At 48.2% G+C, this 25,136-nt stretch carries 31 protein-coding genes; 21 read left to right on the top strand and 10 right to left on the bottom strand.

The window, feature by feature from the left end:
* The first annotated feature begins 8 nt into the window (after nt 1-8).
* Nucleotides 9-734, top strand: a complete 726-nt coding sequence (locus E3E33_RS02005) for an acetate--CoA ligase family protein (RefSeq protein ID WP_167711601.1) — start codon at nt 9-11, stop codon at nt 732-734.
* Nucleotides 735-765: 31 nt separating this feature from the next.
* Here E3E33_RS02005 and E3E33_RS02000 read toward each other — a convergent pair whose 3' ends face one another.
* Together E3E33_RS02000 and E3E33_RS01995 are read right to left on the bottom strand one after the other, a co-directional pair.
* Complete coding sequence (locus tag E3E33_RS02000; protein ID WP_012571963.1) at nt 766-1,101, bottom strand: hypothetical protein; 336 nt, start codon at nt 1,099-1,101, stop codon at nt 766-768.
* Nucleotides 1,098-1,919: a cysteine synthase family protein gene (locus E3E33_RS01995; RefSeq protein ID WP_167711602.1), complete on the bottom strand. Its 822-nt coding sequence runs from the start codon at nt 1,917-1,919 to the stop codon at nt 1,098-1,100. The genes E3E33_RS02000 and E3E33_RS01995 overlap by 4 nt, the downstream gene beginning before the upstream one ends.
* Nucleotides 1,920-2,222: 303 nt before the next feature.
* On the opposite strand from E3E33_RS01995, the gene E3E33_RS01990 reads away from it, so the two are divergent.
* Genes E3E33_RS01990 through E3E33_RS01980 form a run of 3 tightly spaced genes read left to right on the top strand, consistent with a single transcriptional unit; the run spans nt 2,223 to nt 4,622 of the window.
* Nucleotides 2,223-2,672 (top strand): hypothetical protein, encoded by a 450-nt coding sequence (locus tag E3E33_RS01990; RefSeq protein ID WP_167711603.1) that lies wholly within the window; start codon nt 2,223-2,225, stop codon nt 2,670-2,672.
* A gap of 8 nt (nt 2,673-2,680) precedes the next feature.
* Entirely contained in the window at nt 2,681-3,628 is a 948-nt protein-coding gene (locus E3E33_RS01985) for a hypothetical protein (protein WP_167711604.1), read from the top strand.
* A gap of 13 nt (nt 3,629-3,641) precedes the next feature.
* Nucleotides 3,642-4,622 carry a hypothetical protein gene (locus E3E33_RS01980; protein ID WP_167711605.1) on the top strand — a complete coding sequence of 327 codons (981 nt, stop codon included), beginning with the start codon at nt 3,642-3,644 and terminating at the stop codon, nt 4,620-4,622.
* Between the two features lie 91 nt (nt 4,623-4,713).
* Here the strand turns inward: E3E33_RS01980 and E3E33_RS01975 are convergent, their stop codons facing one another.
* Genes E3E33_RS01975 through E3E33_RS01955 form a run of 5 tightly spaced genes read right to left on the bottom strand, consistent with a single transcriptional unit; the run spans nt 4,714 to nt 8,038 of the window.
* Nucleotides 4,714-5,304 carry a 7-cyano-7-deazaguanine synthase gene (locus tag E3E33_RS01975; protein ID WP_167711606.1) on the bottom strand — a complete coding sequence of 197 codons (591 nt, stop codon included), beginning with the start codon at nt 5,302-5,304 and terminating at the stop codon, nt 4,714-4,716.
* Nucleotides 5,305-5,346: 42 nt separating this feature from the next.
* Nucleotides 5,347-5,901, bottom strand: a complete 555-nt coding sequence (locus E3E33_RS01970) for a DUF998 domain-containing protein (RefSeq protein WP_167711607.1) — start codon at nt 5,899-5,901, stop codon at nt 5,347-5,349.
* A 9-nt stretch (nt 5,902-5,910) separates the two neighbouring features.
* A complete protein-coding gene (thiI, locus tag E3E33_RS01965) occupies nt 5,911-7,056 on the bottom strand; it encodes a tRNA uracil 4-sulfurtransferase ThiI (RefSeq protein WP_167711623.1) in 1,146 nt (381 codons plus the stop codon).
* Nucleotides 7,057-7,061: 5 nt separating this feature from the next.
* The gene (locus E3E33_RS01960) at nt 7,062-7,388 is read right to left on the bottom strand and encodes a hypothetical protein (protein WP_012571969.1); all 327 of its coding nucleotides are present in this window, start codon (nt 7,386-7,388) and stop codon (nt 7,062-7,064) included.
* A gap of 41 nt (nt 7,389-7,429) precedes the next feature.
* On the bottom strand, nt 7,430-8,038 hold the full coding sequence (locus tag E3E33_RS01955; protein WP_167711608.1) for a nitroreductase family protein: 609 nt from the start codon (nt 8,036-8,038) through the stop codon (nt 7,430-7,432).
* 96 nt (nt 8,039-8,134) lie between these two features.
* On the opposite strand from E3E33_RS01955, the gene E3E33_RS01950 reads away from it, so the two are divergent.
* Nucleotides 8,135-8,848 carry an aspartate/glutamate racemase family protein gene (locus tag E3E33_RS01950; protein WP_167711609.1) on the top strand — a complete coding sequence of 238 codons (714 nt, stop codon included), beginning with the start codon at nt 8,135-8,137 and terminating at the stop codon, nt 8,846-8,848.
* Nucleotides 8,849-8,947: 99 nt separating this feature from the next.
* On the top strand, nt 8,948-10,327 hold the full coding sequence (gene pfkC / locus E3E33_RS01945) for an ADP-specific phosphofructokinase (protein WP_206203402.1): 1,380 nt from the start codon (nt 8,948-8,950) through the stop codon (nt 10,325-10,327).
* Here pfkC and xerA read toward each other — a convergent pair whose 3' ends face one another.
* The 3 genes from xerA to sfsA are packed head-to-tail and all read right to left on the bottom strand — an operon-like array spanning nt 10,328 to nt 12,843.
* A complete protein-coding gene (xerA, locus tag E3E33_RS01940) occupies nt 10,328-11,176 on the bottom strand; it encodes a site-specific tyrosine recombinase/integron integrase (protein WP_167711610.1) in 849 nt (282 codons plus the stop codon). It abuts the gene before it with no gap.
* Between the two features lies 1 nt (nt 11,177).
* On the bottom strand, nt 11,178-12,071 hold the full coding sequence (locus E3E33_RS01935; RefSeq protein ID WP_167711625.1) for a toprim domain-containing protein: 894 nt from the start codon (nt 12,069-12,071) through the stop codon (nt 11,178-11,180).
* Nucleotides 12,072-12,120: 49 nt separating this feature from the next.
* Complete coding sequence (gene sfsA / locus E3E33_RS01930; RefSeq protein WP_167711611.1) at nt 12,121-12,843, bottom strand: DNA/RNA nuclease SfsA; 723 nt, start codon at nt 12,841-12,843, stop codon at nt 12,121-12,123.
* A 64-nt stretch (nt 12,844-12,907) separates the two neighbouring features.
* Between sfsA and E3E33_RS01925 the strand changes: the two genes are divergently transcribed.
* The 15 genes from E3E33_RS01925 to E3E33_RS01855 all read left to right on the top strand — a co-directional run.
* Nucleotides 12,908-13,462 carry a V4R domain-containing protein gene (locus tag E3E33_RS01925; protein WP_048055067.1) on the top strand — a complete coding sequence of 185 codons (555 nt, stop codon included), beginning with the start codon at nt 12,908-12,910 and terminating at the stop codon, nt 13,460-13,462.
* Nucleotides 13,462-14,571, top strand: coding sequence for a winged helix-turn-helix domain-containing protein (locus tag E3E33_RS01920; protein WP_240912009.1), 1,110 nt, complete (start codon nt 13,462-13,464; stop codon nt 14,569-14,571). Before E3E33_RS01925 ends, E3E33_RS01920 begins: the two co-directional genes overlap by 1 nt.
* A gap of 121 nt (nt 14,572-14,692) precedes the next feature.
* On the top strand, nt 14,693-15,307 hold the full coding sequence (locus E3E33_RS01915) for a 4Fe-4S dicluster domain-containing protein (RefSeq protein WP_240911995.1): 615 nt from the start codon (nt 14,693-14,695) through the stop codon (nt 15,305-15,307).
* Nucleotides 15,308-15,317: 10 nt separating this feature from the next.
* A complete protein-coding gene (gene cooS / locus E3E33_RS01910) occupies nt 15,318-17,210 on the top strand; it encodes an anaerobic carbon-monoxide dehydrogenase catalytic subunit (RefSeq protein ID WP_167711613.1) in 1,893 nt (630 codons plus the stop codon).
* Nucleotides 17,211-17,277: 67 nt separating this feature from the next.
* Nucleotides 17,278-18,087, top strand: a complete 810-nt coding sequence (locus tag E3E33_RS01905; RefSeq protein WP_012571979.1) for a P-loop NTPase — start codon at nt 17,278-17,280, stop codon at nt 18,085-18,087.
* The gene (locus E3E33_RS01900) at nt 18,088-18,282 is read left to right on the top strand and encodes a CooT family nickel-binding protein (RefSeq protein ID WP_012571980.1); all 195 of its coding nucleotides are present in this window, start codon (nt 18,088-18,090) and stop codon (nt 18,280-18,282) included. It abuts the gene before it with no gap.
* Nucleotides 18,283-18,286: 4 nt separating this feature from the next.
* Nucleotides 18,287-20,191, top strand: a complete 1,905-nt coding sequence (locus E3E33_RS01895; RefSeq protein WP_167711614.1) for a proton-conducting transporter membrane subunit — start codon at nt 18,287-18,289, stop codon at nt 20,189-20,191.
* Nucleotides 20,188-21,069: a respiratory chain complex I subunit 1 family protein gene (locus E3E33_RS01890; protein WP_167711615.1), complete on the top strand. Its 882-nt coding sequence runs from the start codon at nt 20,188-20,190 to the stop codon at nt 21,067-21,069. The genes E3E33_RS01895 and E3E33_RS01890 overlap by 4 nt, the downstream gene beginning before the upstream one ends.
* Nucleotides 21,070-21,072: 3 nt before the next feature.
* On the top strand, nt 21,073-22,695 hold the full coding sequence (locus E3E33_RS01885; RefSeq protein WP_167711616.1) for an NADH-quinone oxidoreductase subunit C: 1,623 nt from the start codon (nt 21,073-21,075) through the stop codon (nt 22,693-22,695).
* 1 nt (nt 22,696) lies between these two features.
* Nucleotides 22,697-23,194: a 4Fe-4S dicluster domain-containing protein gene (locus tag E3E33_RS01880; protein WP_167711617.1), complete on the top strand. Its 498-nt coding sequence runs from the start codon at nt 22,697-22,699 to the stop codon at nt 23,192-23,194.
* A gap of 5 nt (nt 23,195-23,199) precedes the next feature.
* Nucleotides 23,200-23,775: an NADH-quinone oxidoreductase subunit B family protein gene (locus tag E3E33_RS01875; protein WP_012571984.1), complete on the top strand. Its 576-nt coding sequence runs from the start codon at nt 23,200-23,202 to the stop codon at nt 23,773-23,775.
* Nucleotides 23,765-24,049, top strand: coding sequence for a monovalent cation/H+ antiporter complex subunit F (locus E3E33_RS01870; protein WP_012571985.1), 285 nt, complete (start codon nt 23,765-23,767; stop codon nt 24,047-24,049). The genes E3E33_RS01875 and E3E33_RS01870 overlap by 11 nt, the downstream gene beginning before the upstream one ends.
* On the top strand, nt 24,046-24,405 hold the full coding sequence (mnhG, locus tag E3E33_RS01865; RefSeq protein WP_167711618.1) for a monovalent cation/H(+) antiporter subunit G: 360 nt from the start codon (nt 24,046-24,048) through the stop codon (nt 24,403-24,405). The genes E3E33_RS01870 and mnhG overlap by 4 nt, the downstream gene beginning before the upstream one ends.
* Complete coding sequence (locus E3E33_RS01860; RefSeq protein ID WP_012571987.1) at nt 24,398-24,652, top strand: hydrogenase subunit MbhD domain-containing protein; 255 nt, start codon at nt 24,398-24,400, stop codon at nt 24,650-24,652. Before mnhG ends, E3E33_RS01860 begins: the two co-directional genes overlap by 8 nt.
* A partial coding sequence (locus E3E33_RS01855; RefSeq protein WP_304940786.1) for an MnhB domain-containing protein occupies nt 24,653-25,136 on the top strand: 484 nt, incomplete at its 3' end. It lies immediately after the preceding gene.

Below are 25,136 nucleotides of genomic sequence, written 5' to 3'. Positions count from 1 at the left end.
GTGGTATCATGAAGGATGAAGCCCTTAAAGTTATCGAAGAGGTTTTGAAGTCCGGAAGGACTGCACTCGTTGAATACGAGGCTAAACAGGTCCTCAAGGCCTACGGCCTTCCCGTTCCGGAGGAAAAGCTTGCCAAGACCCTTGACGAGGCACTCAAATATGCTGAGGAGATTGGCTATCCAGTTGCCATGAAGCTGATGTCTCCTCAGATACTCCACAAGAGCGACGCCAAGGTTGTTCTCCTTAACATAAAGACCCCCGAGGAGCTCAAAGAGAAGTGGGAGCTCATCCACGAAAACGCGAGGAAGTACCGGCCAGATGCTGAGATACTCGGCGTCCTGATTGCTCCGATGCTCAAGCCTGGAAGGGAAATCATCATAGGCGTTACCGAAGATCCGCAATTCGGCCACGCTATAATGTTTGGTCTCGGTGGAATCTTCGTCGAGGTTCTCAAGGACGTCACCTTCAGGCTTGTGCCGATTACCGAAAATGACGCCAAGAAGATGATCAGGGAGATCAAGAGCTATCCGATTCTTGCCGGAGCGCGCGGAGAAGAACCAGCGGACATCGATGCAATAGTTAATCTCCTTCTTAAGGTCAGCCAGCTCGTCGACGAGCTTAGGGAATACATCAAAGAGATGGATCTCAACCCGGTCTTCGTCTACGAGCAGGGCAAAGGTGCCGTGGTAGTTGACGCAAGGATAATCCTCAAAGAACCCGTAGAGAAGAAGTAAATAAGCCCCGCGTACTGAGAAAGGCTCTTGATTAGACTTTTTCTTTCTCGACTTTTTCTGATTCCTCACCTGCGACCTCCTGGATGTATCCCAGAATATCATGCAGTATGAAAAAGCTCACCGCGGCATCAACGACAGACCATATATTACCTGCTATCAGGAACAGCAACGCAAAAAAGAACTCTATTGCAGCGTAGATAAGGGCGATTTTTATGGCGGTGCGGCTCTCCTGCGTGAGGCCGTATGCGAGAGCCATGCTCAGCAGGCCGAAGACTAGGTAAACTACTGAACCGAAGGAGTAGGCATAATACAGAAGCAGAAAGCCGTTGAGGAAAAGAAGGTAAGTGGCGAGGGTTAACCTTTTCATGTGATCCCCAAGTAACCCTCAAATATCTCCACGTATTTAAATCCATCGTCCGGAAAGATCAGGACGTATGTTTTCTCACCGAATTCGCTGGAGACTTTTTCGTACGCTTTGACCACTGCTCCAGAGCTGAGTCCTATCAAGAGACCGTCTCTGCGTGCCACGCTGAGGGCACCCTCAATGGCTTCGTTCCGGGTTATCTCCACGACCCTGTCTATGTCTACCTGGAAGTACCACTTGGGCTTTGTTTCAAGACGCTTTATGCCGGGGATCTTCTCACCCTTCGCCGGGACGACGCCCACAACGGTTGTGTCATAGCGCTCCTTGAAGTACTTTGCCAGACCTGCTATGTGGCCCGAAGTACCTATGCCCGCTATCATAACGTCAGGCTTTTTGCCAATGCTCTTCAGCTGCTCGTCTATCTCCCTAGCGGTAAAGCGGTAGTGGGCCTCGAAGTTGTCGTCGTTCTCGAACTGGTTGAGGTTAGCTGCTCCAGCCTTCCTCGCTTCTTCGACGACGTACTGAACCATGGCAGGGTCTATGGTCTCGAATTCAGTCATGACGACATCCGCACCGAGTACTCTGAGCAGAACCTGGGTGGCCTTTGGTGTCGGCTTTGGCAGGTATGCCCTGAACTCAATACCGAGAACGTTGCTGAGGGCAGCCAGAGAAATCCCGACGTTGCCGGAAGTTGCCTCAAAAAGCTTCCTCGTGCCGTTGATGTCCCCGCGCTCGATGGCCTTCATAAGCATGTTAAAAACGGCCCTGTCCTTAATGCTCCTGCTGAAGGGGTTAAAGAACTCTAACTTGGCAAAATACATCCCCCCCTCTCGGTGGAAAGCCTAACAAGGGGGGTCGGCTTGTACTTTTCGAACAGCTCCAGTGTGTTGTTAAACACGTTCATTTGCCATCACCATAAAGGGCTCCGGCAAAGACCTTAAAAGCTTTCCTAAAACGAACAGTTATGGACAGAATTGGGTAATGAATCTGCGTTTTAAATACTTTGGACATAACTCCAACAGTTGTATATTGTCCAATGCAAGTTTTAATCCCAGTATTTTGCGGGCGAAAGTGTTATATACAACTTTTGATAATTATGATTGATAACCTCTTTGGGGGGGCGAATGCGAAAGTGGGTAACGATGCTCCTCCTTGGGCTTCTCCTCCTGGGCGGCTTTCAGACCGTCCAAGCGGAAGCAACACAAACCACCAACCAAGTCCAGGCAACCTGTCAGGACTGCTCCTGCATCGACGTTAACGTCCTTCTAAATAATCTCACAGCGAACATCACAAACCTGACTAACACCATTAAACAGAAGAAATCAGAACTCAAAACTCTTTATGAGGAATGGAGCGCCACTAAAAACACAAGCGTTCTCTTCGAAATCGTGAAGCTAAAAGATGAGATTAGACTCCTCACAAATGAACTAGAGTATCTCGAACGTCAGAAGCTCAGCCTTGAAATCGTCCAGAACTACACTGTGCAGACACCTTACGGCAGAAAGATTCTCTATTATAAACTACCTTCCGAGAGCGCCATCGTCCAAGAGCACATTAAAAAGTTCATCCGGTAAGAACCGACGTGGACTTGGAGTGGTTCATAGCCTACTACCAGCAGGCGGCAGAGCTGACGTTTACTGAGGTGGTTCAAACGGACATGCGGATGAGAGAACTGCTTAAGAAAGTCAAAGCCGGGAACTACACTGAAGAGACCCTTAGGGAGATCTTCACCCTGCTGGACAGGAGGGAAAAACTCTGGAATGAAATCTACAAATTCGCCGAAGAGAAAGAAAAACTACAAACCATGCAAACACTCAAAGAAACCGGACGAAAGCAGACGCTGATAGCAAGTGCCACAGGGATAGAACCATTGGCAATTCACTTCGGAGGAATCACTGAAGGATACAACTGTGGATCATGTTCTGAGCCAGCTCCTCCATTACCTGGAGTACCTAGCCAGTATGATGCCGATCAGGCACCTTACGTTCGATACATGTATTTCTCTCCTGTAGCAGTTTGGGTAGGAATATACGAAAGCTCAACTCCGAATAGGGCAACATTTTGGGGAGATTACTGTACTTACGACTTCCCTGATACGGGAACGGACTTTAAAAAATACTGGGATCAAGCAGTATGGTTGCATCCGGCTCTTCCGTACATTGGGGGATCAATTCAAATTAAACTGTTTTACAGTGGATCTGCATACAACCCCAAGACACTTAGCTACCAGGAGAGCAACATAATCTGGCAGGTTGAGTGCAACAATGGAGGTTGTTGGGTTGTCACAAACTACCTAAAACCTCTTCAGGATCCGGATGTTACTCATTATAATGGATTCTACAAACTATATCTTAACACACCATATCTAGTGTGTTGTGGTGGAGGAGACGTTGGAAGTTCTTGTAAATGGGCAAACAGACATTGTAACGGGTGTTTTGCCCCAGACAGCGCGAGATCTCAAAACTTCGCAATCTGTACTAGAGAAGAATACGGGAACCAATGTGGATGGGACTGGGTAGTAAGGTGGTAAATGGTGGGGTGTCATGAAGAACGATAAAAAGGTTTTGGTAGGATTTTTAATTTTTATTTTTGCTGTTTCTTTATTTATCATCCAAAAAGATAACTCACCCCCTCCTAATGAGGGTGAAGGATTACATTTACAAAATAAGTCCAGCATCTCAATAAGTGTCAACGAAACAGGTGATAATAAGACACTTGTTCCGATAGCAACTGATGGGGTTAATTTTGAGGGAGAGACTACTGGTTTCATTCAATGCTTATCGGCAATCCAAGTTAAATCTCAGTACTATCAGAGCGGATTTAAGCATCTTGTGAACTTCACCCTCTCCCTTAACGGAACGCTGAAGGCGAACATGACCTTAGAAGGTGTGGAAGGGGAGTATTTCTGCATTCCTGAGGGGGTAGTCGTGTATTCATACTACCCAGGAGAGCGGAGAAGCTCCATGGCGCTGTTTGACTACAACTTAACCCCCGTATGGAAGGAAAAATACCAGGCCTTTCCGGAAATGTACCACAATGGGAGCATAATCCTCGTGGATTCGTGCATTTACTTTGTGAACACTTCTGACGGGAACGTAAGAAGGAAGATATGCCCCGACGTCAGGAGGCCATACATCTCACACATAAGGATTTTGGGTGAGACGGTGTACTATACAGTGGGCTACTATGACATTAATCTGTGGAAAACGAGGGCGTTGATATACCTTGTGAGGAACGAGGAAGTGAAAAAGAGTGAAATCGCCACAATTGAAGGGCACCCCCTTGGTGTTAGACTGCTGATTGACGCTAACGATGAATATGTAGCGGTGGCTTACTACCTTAGGGACGAGCTCAGGAACGAGAAGAACGGAGTCTGCGTTTTCACCGCGGGTAGGCTAATCAAAATCGCATGCAAGGAATTTGGGGAGTGGGAACGGCCGATAAATGTGAAACTTGAAGGAAATATCGTTTACGTTCAGACAACAAAGGGGGTGAAAGCTTACAAGATACTCAGCCCGTGGTGACCAGTGGTGTGCCCGAGGATGTCTGTATAAGGAACTGCACCTGCATCCTCGATGTGAACTTGAGAGAATCTTATGCGAGGAATGAGATGCTTTAAAGCACCCCTTCCCTCACGAGTTTCTCCCTTATCTTCTCGAACTCCCCAAGGGAGCCGCGCACCACCGGATACTTCGGCACGAACGGACAGGGCTCTTCAGGTTCTATGCTTATTTCGAACGTGCCTATCTCCTTTGCTATTTTGACTATCTCCTCCTTGTCGAGGCCGATGAGGGGCCTCAAAATAGGCAGATCACTCGCCTGACTTATTATCAGCAGGTTGTCGAGGGTCTGCGATGCCACCTGCCCGAGGGAGTCACCCGTAACTATAGCTTTTGCCCCGATTTCGTGCCCCACCCTGCAGGCCTTCCTCAGCATCGTGTACTTGCAGAAAAGACACGTCCACTTGGCCTTTCCTATCTCGACCAGCTTGGAAAAGACTGGCGCCTGTTCCTCGTAAGCATCAACGATTACGGGCTCGTTGAGCTTCCCGTACTTACTCAGAATCTCGCAGAGCTCCAGAACCTTTGACTCCTTCTTATCGCTCTGCTTGAAGTGGACCGGCGTTATCTCCATGCCCTTTCTGAGCATGAGGTATATCGCCACTGGAGAATCAATGCCCGAGCTGAGCAGTGCAACAGCTTTCATGTTTGGAAGAAGGGGAGAGCCATATATGAAGTTTTCCTCAACTTAGAGTTGGGAACCTCTAATCTGGAGCAGGCCAATATAGGTAAACCAGGCCAGTATCATGGCCGCACCTATAAGCTCGGGGATAGCAAGGCCCTTGAAAACGCGAGCTTTCACCATGTAGAGCATCACCACAAAAGTAACAACCGAAAGAATTGCCCAGAGCATCCCGACGGAAAGGCCAGAACGAGCGAGCTTGAGCCCTATGAGGACTATATCCGCTAGCGCCAGGACATAGAAGAGAGTTGCTGAAGGAGTATGTAGGGAATATTCCTCAGGAAAGATGCCAACAAGGAAGAGCGAGACCATGGCGGTGGGCATGAGATAAGAGAGGCCGTTCTTGAAGGCCCCGAGCGAGGCTATGAAGCCCAGAACGGCAAAGAGCATTATGAAGCCGTTGAAGTAGTAGTTCACAGGATTCCGTACTGACCCCATGTCGCTGAGGGCGTTGTCGGTGAATGAAAACCAAGGATTCTGGTAAATGACAACGATTAGCCCAACAAGAAATACGAGTGGCAGGAGGAGGGAGATGTATGCCGGGAGTTTTGTCGACTCCATAACATCACCTCAACATGCCCTATTTTTCGGTTCTTCGCCGAAGACGGCCTTGTAGAGCTTTCTGAACTCCTCCCAGGAACCCCTTATCACTGGATGCCTTGGTATAAAGGGAATCTCGTCCTCAGGGAGAGTTGACAGCTCAAAGGTGCCTATCTCCTTTGCTATTTTGACGATTTCCTCCTTGTCCATGCCTATGAGCGGGCGGTAAATCGGCAGATCGCTCGCCCGGCTGACGATGTACATGTTCTCCAGGGTTTGAGAGGCCACCTGGCCGAGGGAGTCACCCATCACGATGCCCTTTGCCCCAAAGTCCCTCGCGATTCTATCGGCGTGGCGAACCATCATGAACTTGCAGAAGACACAGGTGTAGTTCTCTTTTTTAAGCTCCTTGAGTTTCTGGAGAATTCTTTCCCGCTCTTTGGGTTTAATCACAATCAGCTCGCCCTTTCCACCATAGCCGTACTTCCTAAGCTGGTTCCATATCTTCCTGACCTTTTCGAGGGTCTTCTCGCCCATGTAGATGTGCACCGGGATTACCTCTACACCGCGCTTCATCATGAGGAAAGCGGCAACCGGTGAATCAATGCCGCCGCTGAGCAGAGCCACGACCTTGCCCTGAGTGCCGATGGGAAGGCCACCCCAGGCTTTGACCTTGTCCACGAAGATGTAGGCCTTGCCCTCCATTAGCTCAACGCCAACTTCTATGTCATACTCGTGGAGATTCACCTCGCTCTCTTCGTTCTCGAGGATGTACTCGCCGACCTTCGCCTGGATCTCCGGACTCTTCAGGGGGAACTCCTTGGTTATGCGCCTCGCGGTTACCCTAAAGCGAGGTTTTTCTAATCTAAGCTCTCTCTTCTTTCTGCGGAATAGCTTGAGGGCCATCCTGTTGATCTTCTCCATTTCTGCGTCGATCTCCATCGCCGGGGAAAGCGAGACTATGCCGAAGACCCGCTTAAGAACCTCAACAGCCTCTTCAGCCCTGTTTGTCTTTACAAGAACCCTTCCGTGCTTTGCTTCTACCTTCTTGAACTCGACTTCCTCACTCACCAGGGCCTCACGGATGTTGTTCATGAGGATGTTCTCGAACCATCTCCTCGTCTGCCTCGACTTCGTGCCTATCTCACCGTAGCGGACTATGACGACGTTGAACATGAGCATCACCTCACCATATGAGGGAACTTAATCACAATCTCGACGTACTTTTGAATGACGACACAAAGGACGATCGAGATGAGATATGAGGAAAGGAGTATCAGCTCGTTCATCTCGAAAATGTGGGCCGCTATCTCCTTCGCTCTCGGCGTGGCGTCAACTATGGCGCCCATGTACTTCCTCTTGAGCCAGTGGTTTATCTGAATGGCCAGAACTAGGATCAGAACCCCAGCTAACCCCCACATCTTTCCAAGAGCGATCATTAGGAACAGCGTCGAAGCCACTATTATCCAGCCACCGATGACGCCGAGGAGTATGACGAACTCTATCATCCTTTCACCAAAAGGAATTGAGGGAAGGAGAATAAAAACGTTTAGATGAAGCGAGTGACCTGTTCGAGGGTCTTCCTCCGCTTCCGTGGTGCTGCTTTTTCCAGCGGATAGCCAAGGGGTATGACGCCGACGAGATAGTAGTTCTCATCGAGGCCAGCCAGCGTTCTGACCTGCTCCTCGATGCCCCTGAAGTTCGTAACACCTATGTAAACAGTACCGAGGCCTAACTCAACTGCTTTGAGCATTAAATTCTGTATCGCCATTGCCGCGCTCTCCACGCTCCAGAGAAACTCGAGTTCGTCAAACTCTTCACCTTCGAGGAAGCGGACACGTTTGTCGATGAAAACTGCTATATAAACCGGTGCCCGGTACATCCCCCTTTCATACATCTTTTTTCTGAGCTTCTCTATCTTCTCTTCCGAGAGATTCACCGCCCGATAGTACTCCTCCATCCCACGTGCTATCAGGCGGTAGATCTCCTCCCTTGCTTCCTCACTCTTGAAAACAACAAAAAGCCAGTTCTCAAGACCGCTGGCGGTAGGCGCCCTCACTGCCGCTTCAATGAGCGCTTTGATGGCCTCCTCCGGAACATCCCTCTCCTCAAAGTACCTCACAGAAGTCCTCTTGAATATTGCCTTGCCAAGTTCCACAATATCACCCTGTGAAACGTTAGCGGAAAGGTTAATCAGTCTTTCCAAAACCAAAGGTTTAAGAGAGTCCTTGAGTAGTCCACCTAAGGTGAAAGCATGTACGGATGGAGAGGCAGGCTAGGTCTTATCGTTCCCTCTTCGAACACCACAATGGAGATGGAGCTTCACTCGGCCATCCCCGAGGGGGTCTCGCTGCACACTGCAAGGGTTCCGCTCAGGAACGTTACCGAGGAGGAGCTAATCAAGATGAACGCTCTGGCAGTGGAGAGCGCCAAGCTCCTCCGCGATGCAGGGATTGAGCTGATTCTCTACGGTTGCACGAGTGGTTCATTCATCGGCGGCAAGGACTTCGAGAAGGAGCTTGAGGCAAAGATAGAGAACGAAGTAAACGTTCCGGTGGTGAGCACGAGCACGGCCGTCGTCGAGGCCCTGAAGATGCTCGACGCTCAGTCGATACTCGTGATAACCCCCTACACCGACGAGATAAACGAACGCGAGAAGGAGTTCCTCGAGGCCAACGACTTCGAGGTTCTAGACATCAGGGGCCTCGGAATAGAGGACAACGCCCAGATAGGGAAGCTCGAACCCTACGAGGCCTACCGCTTAGCTAAGGCCACCTTCGTGGACGAGGCTGATGCAATCTTCATAAGCTGCACCAACCTGAGGACGTTCGAGATCATCGAGCCTCTGGAGGAAGACCTTGGTGTCCCAGTAGTCACCAGCAACCAGGCTTCTCTCTGGCTGGCACTCAGAGAAATGGACGTCATGGAGAAGATTCCCTGGCTTGGAAGACTCCTAACACAGTTCTGATCTTATCACCATTCAACATTTTTGTGTCCATTCAGTTTCCGAAACCCTTTTAAGAATCCGTGCACATTTTCTAAATGTTAGTCACTGAGGGTGATACATATGGAGCTCCTCCACAAGGCTAGGGAACTTTCGATATACACCGCGTACAACACGAACGTCGACGCGATAGTCTTTCTCAAAGGAGAGACAGTCCAGAAACTGATAGACGAATTCGGTGCAACAGCCGTGAGGAGAAGGTTGGAGGAGTACCCAAGGGAGATAAATGAGCCCATAGACTTCGTTGCAAGACTTGTTCATGCGCTTAAAACTGGCAAGCCGATGGCTGTGCCTTTGGTTAATGAAGAGCTCCACGAGTGGTTTGATTCCCACTTCAAATATGACGTCGAGAGAATGGGGGGTCAGGCGGGCATAATAGCGAACCTTCTGGCGAACCTCGACTTCAGACGTGTTATAGTTTACACCCCTCACCTGGCCAAAAAGCAGGCCAGAATGTTTGTTGATAAACCAAATCTCTTTTATCCTATTGTTGAGGACAGAAAGCTGACCTTCAAGCACCCGCGCGAGGCCTACCGCGAAGGCGACCCGATAAAGGTCAACAGGATATTCGAGTTCCGCGCGGGGACGACCTTCAAGCTCGGAAGCGAAACGATAACGGTTCCTTTCTCGGGCAGGTTTATCGTTTCGGCCAGATTCGAAAGCATAAAGATCCATACTAAGTCCGAGCTGAGACCTTTTCTCCCCGAAATAGGGGGCGAGGTTGATGGGGCGATCCTTTCGGGATACCAGGGGATAAAGCTCCGCTATTCCGACGGGAAGGATGCAAACTACTACCTCAAAAAGGCCAAAGAGGATATTATACTCCTCAAGAGGAAGAAGGACGTCAAGGTCCACCTGGAGTTTGCCTCAATCCAGAACCGCGAGCTGAGGAAGAAAGTCATCTACAACCTCTTCCCACTCGTCGACAGCGTAGGCATGGACGAGTCAGAGATAGCCCACATCCTGAACGCTCTGGGATACTCAAAACTCTCGGACAGGATATTCACCTACAACCGCATCGAGGACACCGTTTTGGGAGGAAAGATACTCATTGACGAGATGAACCTCGAGGTTCTCCAGATTCATACGATCTATTACATCATGTACGTTACCCATGCTGACAATCCCTTGAGCGAGGAGGAGCTCATGCAGAGTCTCGAGCTGGCCACGACTTTAGCGGCAGCGAGGGCTTCTCTGGGGGACATCAAATCGCCCGAGGACTTCAAGGTTGGCCTCAAAGTTCCCTACAACGAGCGCGGTGAATACGTCAAGCTCCGCTTCGAAGAGGCCAAGAGGAAGCTGAGAACTAGGGAGTACAAGGTCGTTATAATCCCGACAAGGCTCGTCAAGAACCCGGTTTCAACGGTTGGCCTCGGAGACACGATTTCAGCTGGAGCCTTCACGAGCTACCTTGCCCTGCTGAAAGAGAAAGGAGAACTCTGATTATTTCTCAATTAATCCCTCTATCAACCTCGCCTTCTCCTGTGCCTTCCTGAGATGCTCCACTGTGACTTTCGTGTAAATCTGAGTTGTTGACAGGTTCGAGTGACCGAGCAGTTCCTGAATAGCCCTTATATCAACGCCGTTTTCGAGCATGTGGGTGGCAAAGCTGTGGCGGAGCATATGGGGTGTAACCCGAATTCCAGCCCTGTCGCCGTATTTTTTAAGGAGGTACCAGACGGTCTTCGGAGAGAGCTTATCCTTCCTCTCCCGCCTGTCTTCCACAATAAGGTATTCGCTGTCGTCATCTCTTGTTTCAAGGTAAGCCTTAATCCCTTCCAGCAGGAAGGCAGGAATCGGCACAACGCGATCCTTGGCGCCCTTTCCGCCGCGAACGATTATAAGGGAGCGCTCGAAGTCGACATCGGACTTCTTCAGATTGCACAGCTCGCTGACGCGAAGACCTGCGCCGTAGAGGAGGAGAAAAATGAGCCTGTCGCGCTTCTTCGTCGGCGGGATAACGGAGAGAATTTTCCTGACCTCCTCCCTCGTCAGGCTCTTGGGGAGGCTCTTGGGTACCTTTGGCGGCCTGAGCTTTTCGGCCTCTTCATCATAGCCTTCAAAGCGGAAGTAGGAGCGCAGGGCTTGGACGACAAGGTTCAGACTCTTGTTGGAGTAACCTTCGCGCCTGAGCTTTGCGAGAAAACGGAGTGCGGAGCGGGCTTTAAGCTCCCCGCCCCATTCCAGATAACGCCTCACGTAGTAGGAGTACATCCTAATGGTGTTCGGGCTCTTGCCCTCCAGATCAAGGTAAGTCTCGTACTCCTCGATTATCTCGTTGATGGCTTCCATTTCACAGCCCCTTCAAGAGGCCCTCAATGTCGTCAGGCTTTATCTCTGCGTCAGCGACAACTTCTGGCTCTTTGGGAGGCTCAGACGGTTTTGGCGGCTCCTTCCTCGGTGGCTCTGGTGGCTTTGGAGGCTCCTCCCTTATGGAGAGACTAAGGTAGACTGTCTTGAGGAGTTCATCAACTAGTCCCTTGTCCTCGGCGAAGATGTATCCCTGGCCGACTATGACTTTACCCGCCAGCCCAAGCTTCTCGACGGCTATTGCGATGAGCCTCTCCTCAGGGGTGGGTTCAGCTGGAAAGAGATTCTTCCAGGCATCGTCTATTTTAACTGGTCTGCTCTTCTTGTTGAGGAGTTCTCTCAATCCTTCATTCTCGTGCCTAATTCTTACGTATTCCCCATGGAGTTCCTCATACTTCTTCTGAAGATCTTCGTACTCTTTGTAGAGGGCCTCGTAGTCATTTGCCAGCTGGTCGTACTTCCCCTTAACATCAAGGAGCTCCTTTCTCAGTTCCATGTAGCCGGGCAGCAATTGGAGTGTTTTGAGCCCTGCTCTCACCAGTGTGTTCTTGAGTTCCTTCCTGACGAGCTCGACATCTACGTGCTCAAGGTCATGGCCGAGAGGGAGCTTCATCCTCTCAATGTGGCCGACCATCTCGCTCAGCTCATTAAAAAGCCTCTCAGCAAGGTCTCTTCCAACGCGGTCGGCGTCAGTGGCTATGATAAGCAGGTCAGCCCCAGCTGCGGCGCTCTTTGCAATCTCAACGTTGGTCGTCGGGATTATGGCAGAAATCGTTATGTTGTACTCACTTCCCAAGGCCAGACCTTGAAGAGCTTTACTTACCACTTCAACGTCGCTCGCACCTTCAACCAAAATTCTAACATCGACTATGGCCATTCCCATCACCTCGCGGGGTCGTTACCCCTTTGAAAATAGGGTGGGGTCTTTAAAAATCCTCCCTCAGCTCAACCTCAAGGCTTGGCCTTTCGAGGATCACCCTGCCATCTGGAAGGAGTGAAATGCTCAGCGCGTGGATTTCAACGCCGGCGTTCTTGGCTTCACTCAGAAGGCGCGCTATCTCAGGGTCGCCTCTCTCGTATGGCCTGAACTTCTCAACACTAGGCATGGCGCCGATGAAAAAAATCATTGCCTTCCTCCCGGCCTTTTGGAGCTCTATCAGCTCTTTTATGTGCTTCTGCCCCCGCAGGGTAGGACAGTCTGGATACATAGCATATTCTCCCCTCTCCCCACCTCTCAGAACCGCGCTCTTCATCTCAGCGTAAACCTCTCCGCCAGGACACTCGAAGAGGTAGTCCAGCCTTGAGCTTCCAATGGTTACCTCTCTCCTCTTTATCCTGCAGTCTTTAAGCCATGGAACCAAGCCAAGCTCCACTGCCTTCTCAAAGGCTTTGGCCTGAGTCCTCGTGTCTATGATGGCTCCCTTTCCACCTAGGTCTTCAAAGGCAACTAGGACGAAGTCTGTCTTTCCCCCGCTCTTGGGAACGCAGAAGGCCTTCCTCCCTGGAATCATGAACTCTTCCAAGCGGCCGGTGTTTGTAACTAGGGCTTTTCTTTCTTCCCCGTCAACATCTACCAGTGCCACGAAGCGGTTGAGCCTTTTGATGAATGTACATGGTACAACATTAAGCCTGAGGAGTATCTTAATCATATTTATATTTTGGTTTTCAAAACTTTTAAATTGATGTATGCATACTCTTTCATAGGTGTTGGGGATGGAAATTGAGTACATCGATCTAATCAAACAGTGGCGAAATATTTACAGGTCTGAGATTAAAGAAAAGCCCTCTCAACTTCAGAGAACTGAACTAACCCCCCAGAATTACTTCCAAGTTAGAAGACCTTTTTTTGCGAAGCTTTTTCCAGAGGATCCAGAATACGTAAGAACTTTCAGAATGATTTCTTATGGTATGATGGAATATAGTCCCTCTCTAAGAAGCCTTATTCTGAGAGGTGCGGGATTAAAGCTCGCTAAAAGACTTGTAGAAAGTGGAGAAGTCAAAAGTCTAGATGACCTACCTAAAGTGTTCTTAAATCAAAAGATAGGGCTTCTTGATATCTTGGAAGAGTCTTTTAATAGGATAAAGCTAAATATCTATGAGTGTATGAGTTGTTACCATACTGTCCCTATAGGGAGAACTTTATGTGATTTTGAAGCAGGCCTGATCCAAGGTATCATAGAAGAGCTAGTAGGCAGAAACATTACAAGAGAGATATACTGTCAGGGACTTGGCTACTCTTTCTGTGGCTTTGAGGTAGTATTTGAGTGATGGTTATGGGAGTTATAGTTGTACAACCATCAGGAAGGTGTGACGCAACCTGTGCAAATTGCATTTGGAGAGAAAGGTTAAGTGGAGTAATGCTCCCTGGGGATGTTCTTCCTAGAATAGCCTCTCTTTTAGATGGGTTCAGATTCAATGAAGGAATATTGATGTGCCCTAACCCGTTTCTTCATCCAAAAATAAAGATTATCTACGATGAGCTGAGAGACATATCAAAAAGGGTGACCGTTTTTATACCCTTAACTGCCAGTCTCTCCAACCTCAGAGTAGATGTGCTTGCTGATGTGGACATGATCTCTATAATTGTTCCGCCCATGATAGATATTAAAAGAGGGGATACTCTAATTAGAGCCCTTGAATCAAGAGGTATTGATCACATTGAGGCTTATTTGGTATTTAACTCGAGCTCGGATCCAGGGGAGATCCTTAGGAAAATCGGGGAGTGCATGAAGCGAGGATTAAGAATAACTGTTGGACCCTCCCTTTTCAGCCCTCCATCCGGAGATATGTTCATTGAATCAATAAGTGCCAGAAAAGATGTCGAACTTGGCCTGCATTATGGAAGGAAATATCTTTATTCTGCTATGAAAGTGTTCCTAAATGATTATCCCATTACTCTGCTTATGTCCCCCATGGATCCATGCAGGCATCTTTATGTTAATCCATATGGCATTATATCAAAGTGTCCAAACTCAAATTTTTCAGTAAGCTACCGGGAGATGACTAGAGAATTACTTCGGAAGATATTCTTTTCCCCATGTCCCAACAATAAGAATCCGAGTTTTGTACCCAAAGTTGAAATATCCTTTGTTACGTCATCAGGCATAAAAATTCCCGGAGATATTATGGAACTCCTTGAACTTATTTCTCAGACCAGATCATTTAGAGCGGCATGTAAGATTATGGGAGTTTCTCCATCAACATACTGGGAAAGGATCAGGGATATTGAGGAAAAACTCGGGAGAAGATTGATTGTCTCCGTTAAGGGAGGTCGAAAAAAAGGAATAACTGTACTCACTGGAGTTGCCTTGGATCTCCTGAAAGAATACCAACGGATCCGAGAGAGAGTTTTACTGTCTCTAAATGAAAGGTTCTAATACGGTGGATCGAATAATTTCTTGCGTTTTTATCCGGATCGCCGAACACGATTCCATCTTAAAATCTTTTTGTTTACATTATACGAGGTGATCAACAATGCCAGCTTTTTCCGGTTCCAACATGGAGAAGCTTACAATTTACATAAATCCAGAGAGATGCACGGGGTGCAGGGCCTGCGAAATTGCCTGTGCAGTTGAACATTCAATGAGCAAAAACCTCTTTGGCGCAATTTTTGAAAAACCAACCCCCAAACCCCGACTCCAAGTTGTTGTCGCCGACTTCTTTAATGTTCCAATGAGATGCCAGCACTGTGAGGACGCTCCCTGTATGGAGGCCTGCCCAACAGGAGCGATCTCAAGGACCAAAGAAGGCTTTGTTGTCCTTAACGCCAACAAGTGCATAGGCTGTCTCATGTGTGTGATGGCCTGTCCATTTGGCCATCCCAAGTTCGAGCCCGAATACAAGGCTGTGATAAAATGCGACAGTTGTGTTGATAGGGTCAGAGAAGGCAAAGAGCCAGCATGTGTCGAGGCCTGTCCAACTAGAGCCCTGAAGTTCGGGACTCTCGGCGAAATACTGGAAGAGGTTAGAAAGGAGAAGGCAGAGAGTCTCATATCTGGGCTGAAATCGCAGGGAATGGTCTACATGAAGCCCGTCTCCGAGTCAAAGAAGAAAGAGGATCTTGTTAGACCTATGGATCTGTATCTTGCCTATTCAAATATAGTGTGGTATTGAGGTGGTGAAAATGGCCGGAAAGAAGGTCCCCTCAAAGCAAGTCTCCATAACTCCAGGTGTTGGAAAGCTTATTGAGAAAGCCGAGGAGGATGGGGTCAAGACTGCCTGGCACAGATTTTTGGAGCAGCAGCCTCAGTGTGGATTCGGTCTCTTAGGTGTCTGCTGTAAGAACTGTACAATGGGACCATGTAGAATCGATCCGTTTGGGGTTGGCCCAACTAAGGGAGTTTGTGGTGCGGATGCAGATACAATAGTAGCAAGGAACATTGTAAGAATGATAGCGGCTGGTACTGCCGGTCACAGCGATCACTCAAGAGATGTAGTCCATGTATTCAAGGGCATTGCTGAAGGAAAGTTCAAGGACTATAAACTAACAGATGTTGAAAAGCTCAAAGAGCTGGCTAAGATTCTGGGTGTCGAAACAGAGGGCAAGAGCGAAAATGAAATTGCATTGGAAGTCGCCCACATTCTTGAGATGGAGTTCGGAAAACAGGATGAGGAGCCAGTAAGATTACTTGCAGCAACAGCACCAAAGAAGAGGATTAAGGTCTGGGAGAAGCTAGGAGTCTTACCAAGAGCCATCGACAGGGAGATATGTCTCAGTATGCACAGAACCCACATAGGCTGTGATGCAGACCCTGCAAGCCTTCTACTGCATGGTGTGAGGACTGCCCTGGCCGACGGCTGGTGCGGCTCAATGATGGCCACCTATCTGAGCGACATTCTCTTTGGAACACCAAAGCCGATAAAGTCGCTGGCGAACCTGGGAGTCTTGAAGGAAGACATGGTCAACATAATCGTTCACGGCCACAACCCGATTCTCTCCATGAAAATAGCAGAGATTGCCCAGAGTGAAGAGATGCAGAAGCTTGCAGAGCAGTACGGAGCAAAGGGAATTAACGTTGCTGGAATGTGCTGTACCGGAAACGAAGTTCTCTCAAGAATGGGAGTTCAGGTCGCTGGAAACTTCCTAATGCAGGAGCTGGCGATTATAACTGGTGCAGTTGAGGCCGTGATAGTTGACTACCAGTGCCTAATGCCCTCATTAGTTGATGTCGCTTCATGTTACCACACTAAGATAATAACTACTGAGCCAAAGGCTCGCATTCCGGGAGCAATACACGTCGAATTTGAACCTGAGAAAGCGGACGAGATCGCCAAAGAGATCATCAAGATTGCAATTGAGAACTATAAGAACAGAGTTCCGGCAAAAGTCTACATTCCAGAGCACAAGATGGAATTGGTTGCTGGATTTAGTGTCGAGGCAATACTTGAAGCCCTTGGTGGAACACTGGAGCCCCTCATAAAAGCCCTCCAGGACGGAACAATAAAGGGAATCGTCGGAATCGTTGGATGTAACAATCCAAGGGTCAAGCAGAACTACGGTCACGTCACCTTGGCCAAGGAGCTCATCAAGAGGGACATCCTGGTTGTTGGAACTGGTTGCTGGGGAATTGCTGCAGCAATGCATGGGTTACTAACCCCCGAAGCAGCTGAAATGGCCGGTCCAGGGCTGAAGGCAGTATGCGAAGCGCTCGGAATTCCACCATGCCTGCACATGGGAAGCTGTGTTGACTGTTCGAGAATCCTGCTGGTCTTGAGTGCCCTTGCCAATGCTCTGAATGTTGACATTTCAGACTTGCCAGTTGCTGGCTCTGCTCCAGAATGGATGAGCGAGAAGGCAGTGGCAATAGGAACCTACTTCGTTGCAAGCGGCGTCTTCACGCACTTGGGAGTTATCCCACCAGTCCTTGGAAGCCAGAAGGTTACCAAACTCCTTACGGATGACATCGAGGATCTCCTTGGAGGGAAGTTCTACGTTGAGACAGATCCAGTGAAAGCGGCAGAAACAATATACAACGTGATAATTGAGAAGAGGAAAAAACTTGGATGGCCCGTCTAATAGTTTCTATTATTTTAACTTTGAATTTTGTACATTAAACGTACAAACATTGCCGGAGGTGCCAACAATGAAAATACTAGTAGCTGGAAAAGGAGGGGTTGGCAAGACAACAACAACAGCATTACTCGCCCATATAATCGCCGACAAAGGCTACAATGTACTGACCCTTGATACAGACTCCGTTCCAAACCTTGCTCAAAGCCTTGGTGTCCCATATGATGAGGCATTAGATATCGTTCCACTCTCGCGGAACGAGGAGCTTGCCCAAGAGAGAACGGGAGCGAAACCTGGTTCCGGTTGGGGGGTACTGTTCTCCCTCACACCGAAAGTTGACGACTTAGTGGACATGTACGGAATAAGGATAAAACCGAATCTAAGTCTCGTCGTGGTCGGGAGTACAGAACAGCCAAAGGAAGGCTGTCTGTGTCCGTCGATAGCACTCGCCAAAGCATTCCTGAATCATGTCCTTCTAAGAGAGAAGGACATTGTAATAGTTGATAGTGAGGCCGGTGCAGAGGTGTTCGGTAGAGGTCTAGCGGAAAAATTCGATGTTATGCTTTGTGTTGCGGAACCAACACTTAAATCGCTCACCATAGCCAAGAAACTTCTCAAAATGGGTGAGGAGCTCAACATTTCGAACTTAATGCTCATAATTAACAAAGTACACGATTCCATGGAAGCCGCTAAGCTCTATTCACGTGTCTTCTCTGACTATCTGGTTCCCTATCACCTGGTGCATTTTGACACGTCCGTAATTAAAGCTGACAATGAAGGTCTGGGTGTCAATTCCATACCAAGAGATTCTAGGATTTACCGTGATGTTGAATCTCTTGCAAATAAACTTCTGAGCATGAAAAAACGCTCAAAGGTGGTATGAATGTGTGAGTCAAAAGCCGTTGTTGTGGAAAATGGAAAGGAAGAAATCATAATGGAGGACGTGGCGTTTTTGTATTTTAAGGAAGGAAAGCCAGTGATAAGAGACATTCTCGGTAGAGAGATGCTACTCGAAGACTATGAGCTGGACAGCATTGATTTTCTGAGGCACATCATGAGGTTTAAACTCAGGAGGTGATTCTATGGAGGTAATTTTTCTTTTTATTGTCATTATTCTGTCAGTTGCATCTTTCATTGGAGTCTTTTCGAGGAGCGCAATTTTAACGAAGTTAGTAAATGCTCTCTCCGCTCTTGGCTCATTGACAATAGCCTATGCCGGGATTGTAGGTCTCAAAGAGAGCGTTGAATTAAATATCACTCTGTTACATCTGAAATCGGATTCCATTATCAATGCTTTCTCAACTCTAACACTCAAAGTCGACCCGCTGTCAGGCTTTTTCATGATAATACTCGGAATTCTGGGCTTCTGTACATCGGTTTATGGTATTGCATACTTAGACATGTATAAAGGAGACAAGAGACTATATGCCTTCAACTATCCCCTCTTCCTGCTCTTCATGTTCCTTGTTCTCGTCTCATGGAATCTCCTGTGGTTCGTTGTGTTTTGGGAACTGATGACTCTCTTCTCCCAGTTCCTGGTAGCGTTTGAAAGGAACGAGAAGACTCTCATTGCGACCCTCAAGTACTTCTGCATGACTAAAGCCGCAGCAGACTTTATGCTGATAGCCATAGTATTGGTACTCATAACAATCTCTGGCGGAGGTGATTACGATATCCTCTCGTCCCAGCTCGTAAACTATTTCCGCTCTCATCCTCTGGAGATGTATCTTGTAAGTGCTGGATTCATGATCGGACTTGGTGTCAAGGCCGCCCTTGTGCCGTTCCACGTATGGCTTCCAGACGCATATGTGGAGGCACCAAGTAACGTCTCGTCATTGCTCAGTGGGGCCATGGAAAAAATGCCAGTGTATATGATGTTCCGCTTTTTCCTGAGTTTCACCCCACTAACCCCTAATATTGGTCTACTCATAGCACTGTTCGGAACATTAACCCTGTTTTTTGGTACGATGTACGCACTAAAGCAAACAGACTCAAAGCGCCTACTGGCCTACCATAGTGTCGGCCAGATAGGTTACGTTGTCTTTGCCCTTGGGGCAGGGATATATCTCCTTTCCAAGGGGTACACCACATTCGGAGCTCTTGCCCTTATGGCATCCCTATTCCACGCTCTCAACCATGCATTCTTCAAGGGACTGCTCTTCCTAACAGCAGGCTCGATCCTTTATAGAACTGGAAGCAGGGATTTGGACCACTTGGGAGGACTAGCGAGATTTATGCCGATAACGGCATTTGCTGCACTGATAGGTTCTCTTTCCATAGCTGGGATGCCACCATTCAACGGCTTTGTTAGCAAGTGGATGATATACGTTTCAACACTTCCGACTCCGACTCTCGTTTCCCTGTTTGGGGCCCTAGCACTATTCATAAGCGCTGTAACAACCGCATCTTTCGTTAAGTACTTCACTTCCATCTTTGTAAGACCGCCTGCCAAGGAGATAACGGTCAAAGAAGTCCCAGTATCAATGTGGGCGTCCCAGTTGATTCTCGCAGTTCTTTGTGTAATTTTTGGTGTTTATCCAGCATTGCCACTGGAAGCAATCTCAAAAGCGGTTGACTCAGTAGGCGTGACCACTCCATCAATCACGGTCTTTCCCGGTCTCATAGTGTCCGACGGTATTGGAAACATAGCTCCTCTGGCTCTCCTGGTATTCTCCGGAGCTCTGACCGCAGTGTTACTAGCCATTTTCCCATACAAAATCAGTCTTCCGGTGTGGACAACTGGCACGAGACGGTCCCTGGCCATGAGGCTTCCAGCGAGCTCATACTATGCCTCCTTTGAGGAAGAATTCGAGGATGTTTATAGCTGGGGAGAATGGTGTGTATGTACCACGAAAAGACTATGGGACGCCACAAAAGCCGTCTTGTCCAACTTTGAGGAAGCATCCTTCGACTTGGACAAGATGATGACTGGAGCTTGGCTAATGCTCCTTATACTCCTTACAATACTCGGGGGTGTTCTGTTATGAATGCAGTTTATGCTGCCCTCAATCTAATCTTCATAGTACTCTTTGCTCCGTTATTAGACGGAATCGAGAGGAAAGTCAAAGCAAGACTTCAGTCAAGACAAGGGCCGCCGTTAATCCAGACGTGGCTTGATTTATTAAAGCTCTTCAGAAGGCCAAACGTCAGGCCTAGGGAGTCCGTAAGATGGCTGTTCGAACCAGCACCAGCAATAGCGCTTGTATCTGTATTGGCGGCGTCCCTGTTCATCCCATCACTGCTTCCTGGCTCTTTAGACACATGGGGGGATATAATCGCCTTCATATACCTCTCAACGCTCTCAGCCGTCGCCATAGCTCTCGGAGCGTTCTCAACTGGAAGTCCATATGCCCAAATAGGATCCCACAGAGAAGTTTCAATCATAATGGCAGAGGAATTCTCCTTGGCTTTTATAGTGGCCGCACTCGCAGCATCCAGTGGAGGTCTCTCGTTCTCGCGACTTTTCCCCCTCCAACTAAAAGTATCTACCATAACAGGTGCTCTGGCATTCGCAGTTATGGCATACGTCGCGGGAGCCAGAATCCCATTTGACGTCGCTGAAGCCGAACCAGAGATAGTCGAGGGTCCCCTCATAGAGTTCAGCGGGAAAGGCCTGGGAATGTTAAAGCTCTCAATCTACGTGAAACGGCTACTTCTCACCACGATACTCCTGAACTTCTTCCTACCCCAAGATGGCACAGTGAGAGTACTAGTCTACGTCATTGGACTAGTCATCATATCAGTTGTTTACGCGTCGATTGAAGCCCACTATGGGAGATTCAGGACTAAAGACGCCGCCAGATTCCTCAAGCGTTTTGCAATAGTTGGAATCCTAAGTTGGATTTTGGGAGTGGTGGGGTGGTAAATTATGGTATTTGATATCCTCAAAGGATGTAAAATACTGGAGCACAATGATAAGATGACAGTCGCCGAGGTCGGCGCCAGCAATATACGGGAGATTGCAAGGGCGTTATTCGAGAGGGGTTATTACTACTCTAGTGGCATGGGAGTAGACGAACGGCCCATAAACGGGAGGTTTGCAATGTACCACATATTCAACTGCGATACAGAGGGAAGATATGTGGTTCTCAAGATAACATCCCCCAAAGGAAGCCCTGAGATACCGTCAATAACCCCTGTTATCAAGGGTGCTGAATGGTCAGAGAGAGAAGCCATGGACATGCTCGGCATAGTTTTCAATGGACATCCAAAGCCAGAAAGGCTTATTCTACCGGACGATTGGCCAGAAGGAGTCTATCCCTTGAGAAAAGACTTTCCTTACAACAAAAAGCTTCCACCGTCAAAACCCATAGAAAAAGAAAGGGAGCACAAAAAAGACGTCATGGAGATACCCCTGGGACCATATCATCCCTCCCTTCACGAACCAGAGTATTTTGAGCTCTATGTTAAAGGAGACAAAGTCGTAGATGCGGAATACAGGGGATTTCACATTCATAGGGGAATGGAGAAGCTTGCTGAATCACGAATGACAATAAACCAAATCCCATTCCTCGCGGAGAGGATATGTGGAATCTGTGGTTGCACCCATTCCGCCGCATACTGTCAGGCAGTTGAGGATGCTGCTGGCATCTACGTTCCTGAGAGAGCACAGTATATAAGGACAATAATGCTTGAGGTAGAGAGAATTCACAGCCACCTTCTTTGGTTCGGGGTTGTATGCCATCTTCTCGGCTTTGACAGCGGCTTCATGCACATCTGGAGGGCCAGAGAATACATAATGGACATAGCAGAGCTCATAACCGGCAACAGAAAGACCTACGGAATAAATATTGTCGGAGGAGTAAGAAGAGACATCACAGAGGATAAAAAGGAAAAAACGCTGAAACTTCTGGACATGGTTGAAAAAGAGAGCAGGGAAGTACTTGATAACATCGCTGAGATGAAGGAGCTCAGAGAAAGGATGGAGGGTGTCGGAGTTCTACCGAAGAAAGAGGCCAGGGAGATAGGTGTGGTCGGTCCCATGGCCAGGAGCTCCGGGATTGACACTGATGTAAGGCGAGACCATCCCTACGCGGCTTACAAGGACTTGGACTTCAAAGTCCCGGTTTACAAAGAAGGGGACGTTTTTGCAAGGTTCCTCGTAAGATACGAAGAAATTTTTGAGAGCTTCAATATGATAAGACAGGCCCTGGAAAATATGCCTCCAGGAGAACTGATAAATGACGAATATGAGATTCCTCCATTCAAACTCGGTATCGGAGTCACTGAAGCTCCACGCGGGGAGAACATCCACGCCGTGATAACATGGGGAGAGAACATGATTTACCGCTGGCATCCAAGAGCTGCAACCTATAACAACCTCCCGGCGGTTCCTATAATGCTCAGAGGGAATGACGTTGCAGATGCTCCCCTAATAATAGCCAGCATAGACCCATGCTTCTCCTGTACAGACCACGTCTCAATAATTGATTCTGAAAGCGGGAAGATTCTGTGGAGAGGGCCGCTTAAGGAGGGCGTGAGGAGGGTCTGAAATGGGGAGGCTGAAACTACTGGGCAAGGCCATTTCCATAGGTAGTGTCACAGAAAAATATCCTTTCGCTCCGATTGACGTTCCAGATGATTACAGAGGAAAACCAGTTATCAACGAGGAAACATGCATAGGTTGCGGTGCCTGCGCTAACGCCTGCCCTCCCCAAGCAATTAGAGTTTTCACAGACGAGGCTAGGGGCATCAGAGTCGTCCATCTTTTCCTTGGGAGATGTATATTCTGTGGTCGTTGCCAAGACGTATGTCCCGTGGGTGCGATAAAGCTAACCACACAATTCGAGCTTGCTACATCAGATCATGACGAACTGCACCAGATTGTGGAACTACAGATGGCCCGCTGCAGTGAGTGCGGAAAGTCCTTCGACACATATAGGCATCTGATAGCTTCTCTCGAAAAAATACACCCTTGGGAAAGAAAGAATCTCCTTCTGTGCCCTGAGTGTAGAGCGAAAAAAACGTCTGAGTGGAGGGTGTGGGGGTGAGATCCATGGTAAAAAATAGTCTATGGGTTTTTCATCTCAACTCCGGCTCGTGTAACGGCTGTGATATAGAGATCCTAAATATCTTTGCACCACGAAACGATGTTGAAAGACTCGGGATAAAGCTCGTTGGCTCTCCCAGACATGCAGACGCCATAGCATTTACCGGACCAATTACAAGGGAGTGTCTGCCAAAGGTTATTGACGCTCTGAAAGCGGTTCCGGAGCCAAAAGTGGTTCTGGCCATAGGAGCGTGCGCCTGTGGAGGGGGCATATGGTATGATACTTACTCCGTAATAGGTGGTGTTAAAGAGCTCTACAGGATTCTAAAAGAAGAATACAACATGGAGCCTCCCGCGACGGTTTTTATACCTGGCTGTCCCCCAAAGCCAGAGGCCATAATCTACGGTGTGGCTGTTGCTAGTGGGATGCTAGAGTCAAAACAGAAGAAGACTGTCTATGTCGAGCCGGAGGAATCTGTGGCAAATGAGAAGCTAATGATCGCCGAGCTCATAAGTGAAACAGAAAAGACGAGGCACTTTATGCCGGGAATTGTCATCAGGGGGGTTGAGGATGAGCCTTGAGGACACATTCATTATCTTCATGAAGTTCATTATTCCGCTTTACCTGCTTGCATTTGTGATTTATGCAATTAGAGCTTTCAGAGGTCCAACAATACCTGACATAATACTAGCAATAGACTGCATGAGCTTCGATATCGCAGCATTCATGGCCATTTTGGCAGTCTACTTCAAAAGCGTCTTTCTGATTAGTGGTGCTATAACTCTAGCATTGTGGGCTTATCTTCTGGATATCTACATAGCCAAATACCTTGTGAGTAGAGAGGTGGGAGCATGAGTGAGGTGCTGTTCTACCTCGGAGCCATCATGATAACTATCGGCGGCATCTGCGACCTCTTTGGGGCCATAGGCCTACTCCGCTTCCCCAACTTCTACGTCAGGCTACACGCTGCAACAGTTGGAACTATCGGGGGTGCAGTAGTGCCGTTATTCGGTGTCGGGTTTTTAGCATTGGGTAGCAATTTCCTTCCCCACAAGTATGCCATAGCAGGAGCTAGTTTCGTCACAGGGATAATAGTGCTTCTGGCAGCGCCTGCCGGTGCCCATGCCCTAGCGTACGCCGCTCACAAAGCTAAGCTCGTCCAATGGAACCCCAAGTGCGACCACTTAACAGAGGTGAAGAAGCATGATTGAAGTGCACTTACTAATGCTGGCAATTACAACAATCATCGGATTAATATTCTCATACTTGGCAATTATTGAAAAAGACCTGCTTAGAGCCATTGGCTTTTCGGCAGTCCAGGCAATTGCCTATGCAATCGCATTTTACATCCTAATGGCACCAGACATTGTCTTGGCCTACGTTGCTATAGCGGTTGGAATATATTCAGCACTCCTGGTTTTCGTTGTGAGTAAAACAGGGAGATACGAGGTGGTGTAAATGAAAAAGCTAATCCCACTTGTAATCATACTTGTGGCAATACTGGGATTGGCTTATTATATTGCTCCAAAACTCCCCCAGCAAACTGATGTAAGACCTCTAGGTGAGTTTTACCTCCAGAATAGTTATTTCGGGGACTACTCGGCTAAAAGTCCAGAGGTCGTCACCTCAATCTTGTGGGACTATCGTGGTGTTGATACACTCTTTGAGACTGCGGTATTCTTCCTTGCGATTATTGGAAGCCTAACTCTCTTTAGGCTAAATAAAAGACAGGAAAAGGCAGCAAAGCAGAAGACAGAGGAATTCACAGGAGGTCTTACCATAGTAGTCAAATCAGTTACGAAAATTATTGTCGTCATGATCCTTGCGGTTTCGGCATCTATTGCCTTGCACGGTCACTTGACACCGGGTGGTGGCTTTCAGGGCGGCTCTGCTCTCGCGGTCGCTCCGCTCCTTATAATAGCAGCATACTCAAAATATACCC

This window comes from Thermococcus sp. GR5, from assembly GCF_012027535.1.
GTDB lineage: Archaea > Methanobacteriota_B > Thermococci > Thermococcales > Thermococcaceae > Thermococcus > Thermococcus onnurineus.
This window is presented reverse-complemented; position numbering and strand designations above follow the sequence as displayed.

Coding starts and splice junctions, on each gene's coding strand:
- E3E33_RS02005 (WP_167711601.1), top strand. CDS start 9: ATGAAGGATGAAGCCCTTAAAGTTATCGAAGAGGTTTTGAAGTCCGGA.
- E3E33_RS02000 (WP_012571963.1), bottom strand. CDS start 1,101: ATGAAAAGGTTAACCCTCGCCACTTACCTTCTTTTCCTCAACGGCTTT.
- E3E33_RS01995 (WP_167711602.1), bottom strand. CDS start 1,919: ATGTATTTTGCCAAGTTAGAGTTCTTTAACCCCTTCAGCAGGAGCATT.
- E3E33_RS01990 (WP_167711603.1), top strand. CDS start 2,223: ATGCGAAAGTGGGTAACGATGCTCCTCCTTGGGCTTCTCCTCCTGGGC.
- E3E33_RS01980 (WP_167711605.1), top strand. CDS start 3,642: ATGAAGAACGATAAAAAGGTTTTGGTAGGATTTTTAATTTTTATTTTT.
- E3E33_RS01975 (WP_167711606.1), bottom strand. CDS start 5,304: ATGAAAGCTGTTGCACTGCTCAGCTCGGGCATTGATTCTCCAGTGGCG.
- E3E33_RS01970 (WP_167711607.1), bottom strand. CDS start 5,901: ATGGAGTCGACAAAACTCCCGGCATACATCTCCCTCCTCCTGCCACTC.
- thiI (WP_167711623.1), bottom strand. CDS start 7,056: ATGTTCAACGTCGTCATAGTCCGCTACGGTGAGATAGGCACGAAGTCG.
- E3E33_RS01960 (WP_012571969.1), bottom strand. CDS start 7,388: ATGATAGAGTTCGTCATACTCCTCGGCGTCATCGGTGGCTGGATAATA.
- E3E33_RS01950 (WP_167711609.1), top strand. CDS start 8,135: ATGTACGGATGGAGAGGCAGGCTAGGTCTTATCGTTCCCTCTTCGAAC.
- pfkC (WP_206203402.1), top strand. CDS start 8,948: ATGGAGCTCCTCCACAAGGCTAGGGAACTTTCGATATACACCGCGTAC.
- xerA (WP_167711610.1), bottom strand. CDS start 11,176: ATGGAAGCCATCAACGAGATAATCGAGGAGTACGAGACTTACCTTGAT.
- E3E33_RS01935 (WP_167711625.1), bottom strand. CDS start 12,071: ATGGCCATAGTCGATGTTAGAATTTTGGTTGAAGGTGCGAGCGACGTT.
- sfsA (WP_167711611.1), bottom strand. CDS start 12,843: ATGATTAAGATACTCCTCAGGCTTAATGTTGTACCATGTACATTCATC.
- E3E33_RS01925 (WP_048055067.1), top strand. CDS start 12,908: ATGGAAATTGAGTACATCGATCTAATCAAACAGTGGCGAAATATTTAC.
- E3E33_RS01920 (WP_240912009.1), top strand. CDS start 13,462: ATGGTTATGGGAGTTATAGTTGTACAACCATCAGGAAGGTGTGACGCA.
- E3E33_RS01915 (WP_240911995.1), top strand. CDS start 14,693: ATGGAGAAGCTTACAATTTACATAAATCCAGAGAGATGCACGGGGTGC.
- cooS (WP_167711613.1), top strand. CDS start 15,318: ATGGCCGGAAAGAAGGTCCCCTCAAAGCAAGTCTCCATAACTCCAGGT.
- E3E33_RS01905 (WP_012571979.1), top strand. CDS start 17,278: ATGAAAATACTAGTAGCTGGAAAAGGAGGGGTTGGCAAGACAACAACA.
- E3E33_RS01900 (WP_012571980.1), top strand. CDS start 18,088: ATGTGTGAGTCAAAAGCCGTTGTTGTGGAAAATGGAAAGGAAGAAATC.
- E3E33_RS01895 (WP_167711614.1), top strand. CDS start 18,287: ATGGAGGTAATTTTTCTTTTTATTGTCATTATTCTGTCAGTTGCATCT.
- E3E33_RS01890 (WP_167711615.1), top strand. CDS start 20,188: ATGAATGCAGTTTATGCTGCCCTCAATCTAATCTTCATAGTACTCTTT.
- E3E33_RS01885 (WP_167711616.1), top strand. CDS start 21,073: ATGGTATTTGATATCCTCAAAGGATGTAAAATACTGGAGCACAATGAT.
- E3E33_RS01880 (WP_167711617.1), top strand. CDS start 22,697: ATGGGGAGGCTGAAACTACTGGGCAAGGCCATTTCCATAGGTAGTGTC.
- E3E33_RS01875 (WP_012571984.1), top strand. CDS start 23,200: ATGGTAAAAAATAGTCTATGGGTTTTTCATCTCAACTCCGGCTCGTGT.
- E3E33_RS01870 (WP_012571985.1), top strand. CDS start 23,765: ATGAGCCTTGAGGACACATTCATTATCTTCATGAAGTTCATTATTCCG.
- mnhG (WP_167711618.1), top strand. CDS start 24,046: ATGAGTGAGGTGCTGTTCTACCTCGGAGCCATCATGATAACTATCGGC.
- E3E33_RS01860 (WP_012571987.1), top strand. CDS start 24,398: ATGATTGAAGTGCACTTACTAATGCTGGCAATTACAACAATCATCGGA.